The 3,733-nt window shown below is 39.5% G+C and carries 7 protein-coding genes; 2 read left to right on the top strand and 5 right to left on the bottom strand.

What is annotated here, in order from left to right; genetic code table 11:
- Positions 1–86: 86 nt before the first annotated feature.
- On the bottom strand, positions 87–383 hold the full coding sequence (locus AB0G16_RS38490; RefSeq protein ID WP_045455929.1) for a hypothetical protein: 297 nt from the start codon (positions 381–383) through the stop codon (positions 87–89).
- 71 nt (positions 384–454) lie between these two features.
- Here AB0G16_RS38490 and AB0G16_RS38485 point away from each other — a divergent pair.
- Positions 455–1,620 (top strand): IS3 family transposase gene (locus AB0G16_RS38485; RefSeq protein ID WP_192993974.1). Its coding sequence is split into 2 segments (ribosomal slippage): positions 455–713 and positions 713–1,620, totalling 1,167 coding nucleotides; the frame shifts between segments, so codons are not numbered across the junction.
- Here the strand turns inward: AB0G16_RS38485 and AB0G16_RS38480 are convergent.
- The 4 genes from AB0G16_RS38480 to AB0G16_RS38465 form a co-directional block, all read right to left on the bottom strand.
- A complete protein-coding gene (locus tag AB0G16_RS38480) occupies positions 1,608–1,934 on the bottom strand; it encodes a BrnT family toxin (RefSeq protein ID WP_362815927.1) in 327 nt (108 codons plus the stop codon). The genes AB0G16_RS38485 and AB0G16_RS38480 overlap by 13 nt on opposite strands.
- A complete protein-coding gene (locus AB0G16_RS38475; RefSeq protein ID WP_011512369.1) occupies positions 1,931–2,131 on the bottom strand; it encodes a type II toxin-antitoxin system RelB/DinJ family antitoxin in 201 nt (66 codons plus the stop codon). The genes AB0G16_RS38480 and AB0G16_RS38475 overlap by 4 nt, the downstream gene beginning before the upstream one ends.
- A 104-nt stretch (positions 2,132–2,235) precedes the next feature.
- Positions 2,236–2,496, bottom strand: a complete 261-nt coding sequence (locus AB0G16_RS38470) for a hypothetical protein (RefSeq protein WP_362815926.1) — start codon at positions 2,494–2,496, stop codon at positions 2,236–2,238.
- Positions 2,497–2,563: 67 nt separating this feature from the next.
- Complete coding sequence (locus AB0G16_RS38465; protein ID WP_362815924.1) at positions 2,564–2,965, bottom strand: hypothetical protein; 402 nt, start codon at positions 2,963–2,965, stop codon at positions 2,564–2,566.
- A 460-nt stretch (positions 2,966–3,425) separates the two neighbouring features.
- On the opposite strand from AB0G16_RS38465, the gene AB0G16_RS38460 reads away from it, so the two are divergent.
- Positions 3,426–3,733 (top strand): hypothetical protein (locus AB0G16_RS38460; protein WP_362815922.1); only part of this gene is annotated, 308 nt, incomplete at its 3' end.

Genomic DNA, 3,733 nt, shown 5'->3' with positions numbered 1-3,733 from the left:
AGAAAGAAAAAACAGACAACTCAACCGTAGCTACGGTTGAGAAGAAAAAAAAGTGGTGGGAATTTTAAACGTTGTAAGCTTATCGACTAATGATCTAACAAATACTCTTCTAGCGCATCGTTAATCATATCTTGGTAGTTACCACCGGTCTTTTTAGCCTTATCCTGGAATCTAGCAATGATACTCGGACTCACGATACTGGCACCGACCATAGGATCATCTGCCACCACACTACCACGAGTCGCACCCGACCAGTCTGTGACTTCAGGCATATCAGACAAATCTATATCGTCATCTGAAAGCATCGCCAATCGTTGCAAGTTGGCTTCTTGCTCAGCGCTTAAAGACGGTAACTCATTTGCTTTATAGCTAACCTTGTTCATAGAACCTGAGCTATGCTGAAGAAACCGTACAACTAAACTTGGTAAACTAAGCACAATTATAGGAGTTTACCATGACCAAGAAATTAAGAACCTACAGTAACGAATTTAAAGCTGAAGCTGTCAAGAAGATAGCAGATAATAATGGCAATATCTCAGCTACTGCAAAGCAGTTAGGTATTGCCATGCAAACGCTATCAAACTGGCATAACAAAGCCAATCAAGGCAAGCTTGTTGGCACAGAGCAATATGATCCTGACCTTATGAGTGCTCTTCAAGAAATAAAGCAGCTCAAGCGTCAGCTCAAAGTGGCTGAAGAGGAGCGCGAGATTCTAAAAAAGGCGACCGCGTACTTCGCGAAAAACAGCCCGTAAAGTACGCTTTTATCAAAGACAATCGTCAGATATTTAGCACCACTACTATGTGCCGTGTATTAAGCGTTAAGCCCTCAAGCTACTACGATTGGCTAAGTCGTGACATCAGCGAACAGCAGGTACACCGCAATCAGTGCGAGCTACTAGTTAAAGCCGCTCACAGTGAAATGAAAGAACGTTATGGCGTAGATCGATTGCATGCTCATCTAAGCAAACAAGGCCACAACATTAGCCTGTATATGGTAAGAAGCATCAAAGAGGAACACGGCATCAAATGCCGTCGTCATAAGCGCTTTAAAGTCACTACTGACTCAAACCACAACAAGCTGGTCTATGACAATGTTTTAGATCAGAGGTTTGACGCTAAGCGTCCTAACGAAGCATGGGTCAGCGACATTACCTATATCTGGACTGCTGAGGGCTGGTTATATTTAGCTGGAGTGAAAGATTTATACACCAAAGAGCTTGTCGGCTACGCTATCAATAAGCGCATGACCGCTGATTTAGTATGCCGTGCACTCAATATGGCAATCAAGAACAAACGACCTACTCAAGGACTGATTGTTCATTCAGATAGAGGTAGCCAATATTGTAGCCATGCGTACCATAAGATTATCGAGCAGCATAAGTTTACAGGCTCAATGAGCGGCAAAGGTAATTGCTATGACAACGCACCTATAGAAAGCTTCTGGGGCGTCTTGAAGAATGAACTAGTATATCATCAAGATTATAAAACGAGGTTTGCAGCCACTAGCGATATCATTGGGTATATTGAGCTGTATTATAATCAGACTAGGATTCAAAAGGGCTTGGGCTATCGAGCGCCAAGACAGGTGTGGTTTGACTATTATCGTCAGGCTGCGTAATTAAAATCTCCCAAGTTTAGTTCTACGGATTTGACAGCATGGGTCAACCTCCTTTCAGCCTTGGTGGCACGTCGTGCTGATATGATACGAATAACCTCACCACCCTCACTATCTCTTTGAGTATGAGCGACTAGTAATACCGCTACCCCATTCACTGCGCCAAGTGCTTGCCACCGCTCTTCACCATTTTCATATCGGTCTTGCTTACGCAAACACAAAGGATCAAAAAATACCCGAGCTGCTTCTTCAAAGGATAAGCCATGTTTGCGTTGATTACTGCTATTTTTCTGTTCATCCCATTCAAATTCAATCATTGATCACCGTCTTCAAGCGTATTGGTGCTAGGCATTGTCTGATAATCAAAAGATAGCGGTATGCTATTGGTTTCTGCTACCTGATGCAAAAATAACTTAATCGCTTGCGAAGGTGTTAAACCATAGCCCTCAAGCACCGAAAACGCCTTATCTTTTAATTCTTGATCCAGACGAATATTATAATTAGTTGTGCTCATAGCATTACTTATCGCTTATTTATGTACATTCAATATAAGCGATAAGTAACGTCAATTCAATAATTTTAGGGCTTTGGACTTTCATGAATAGTGATAGTAACGCGCTATCCATCCAATCCACGCAGGAAATCATCAATTTTCTGTCTTAGCTCTTTTTGTATGACGTAGAGTTCGCTCGCGCTGTATTCTCTTAGCGAACGTTCCTCGTCTTTTAGCTCAAACATTTTTTTACGTATACTATCGCTATGAGCTTCATTTTCTAAACCAAAAGTGTTAAGACGCCCCATTTGACGGTAGTATTCTCGTTGCGCCTCTTCAAACATCATAAAATGGTTACTTGCTACTGATATGCCTTCAATACTCATGAACTACTCCTTTTTACACTAGGAAAATGTCCCTTTATGAAATTTTTATTTATTTACTATCAATAACTTATTTATCAAGAAGAGATCTATTTCTTTTATTTGCCAGCTTTGCTTCAAATCTCTTCATAGCCGTGTCTAATTCTTCATGCGTAGGCTGTACATAGGGCTCATCACTAGCATCTGTATTGCTTTCTTGAATTGGGTCACTAGAATATAAGTCAACAAAAACTTGTTCTCTTACCTCGGGCTTAATCTCAATATCACTGCTAGAATTATCTGTAGCGACAGATAATTCCTTTAACTTTTTCCTATGTTGATAAAGATAACTGGTTAGTGTACCAGTGGTCAGCGTTAAGTCATGACGCTCAGCTAATATCTCAACAACCCCTTCCTGAGTATAGGTGGTAAGCAGGTCTTCAATGACCGGATAAAGTTCGCGAAATTTTGAAATTTTTGTTCTCTTAGCCATAGTTAGCTCTCTTTTTTTGTATGCAGTAAGCTCCAAGACGATAGAAGGCTCTGATTATATTTGACCGTGATTTAATCATGAATCAATCATTATTTAATCATAAATCAATCACATTTTAATCATAAATCTGAACTTACTATAAAAACACTCATATTTTAATCATTTTTTAATCACTATTTTATCATAAATCAATCATGTAACGCTCTTATAGCCTCTTTTTTGAAAAAAAGGCTACTACAGGTAGAAAATAACCGATTTTTCTACCTGCTTTTTGGTCATTAAATTATCCAATTTAATGACTACACCTTACGCACCCTATCGGGATGAAAAAAAGCGTCTTAAATCAGCAACTTACCTGATTTAAGACGCTTTTTTCTGTACACAGAATGTTTACAAAATCGATTTAAGTATCTGATTTTTATGATATATTTCTGTCTACAATCTGCAAACAAGGATAATCATGAGCACCCCTACCGTATCATTTAGATTAAAGCCTGAAGTCTACCTAAAACTAGAAGCGATAGCAGCAGAGGCAGGGCAAACGCCTGGTGGCTACTTAAAGAAAAAGCTGGAGTCAGATACCAATAACTTTCTTGAAGACCTTCAGTTTATGAAAGGAGATATTAGTGAAATTCTGCACTTATTGCAGTCAGACGATAAAGGATCAAAGGCAGTAGAGAGCACATCAAATCAGAATGATATGGTCAAGGCTTTGATGCCGATAGTGCTAGAATCGTTATTGATATTAAGAGAGGTGGCAGCACCTAA

Source organism: Streptosporangium sp. NPDC023615 (assembly GCF_040640155.1).
Taxonomy (GTDB): domain Bacteria; phylum Actinomycetota; class Actinomycetes; order Streptosporangiales; family Streptosporangiaceae; genus Streptosporangium.
The sequence above is the reverse complement of the archived record's forward strand: the minus strand, read 5'-3'. Positions and strand labels throughout refer to the sequence as shown.

Bases quoted from the DNA above. Each gene is read 5' to 3' on its own strand.
- AB0G16_RS38490 (WP_045455929.1), bottom strand. From the start codon at position 383: ATGAACAAGGTTAGCTATAAAGCAAATGAGTTACCGTCTTTAAGCGCT.
- AB0G16_RS38480 (WP_362815927.1), bottom strand. From the start codon at position 1,934: ATGATTGAATTTGAATGGGATGAACAGAAAAATAGCAGTAATCAACGC.
- AB0G16_RS38475 (WP_011512369.1), bottom strand. From the start codon at position 2,131: ATGAGCACAACTAATTATAATATTCGTCTGGATCAAGAATTAAAAGAT.
- AB0G16_RS38470 (WP_362815926.1), bottom strand. From the start codon at position 2,496: ATGAGTATTGAAGGCATATCAGTAGCAAGTAACCATTTTATGATGTTT.
- AB0G16_RS38465 (WP_362815924.1), bottom strand. From the start codon at position 2,965: ATGGCTAAGAGAACAAAAATTTCAAAATTTCGCGAACTTTATCCGGTC.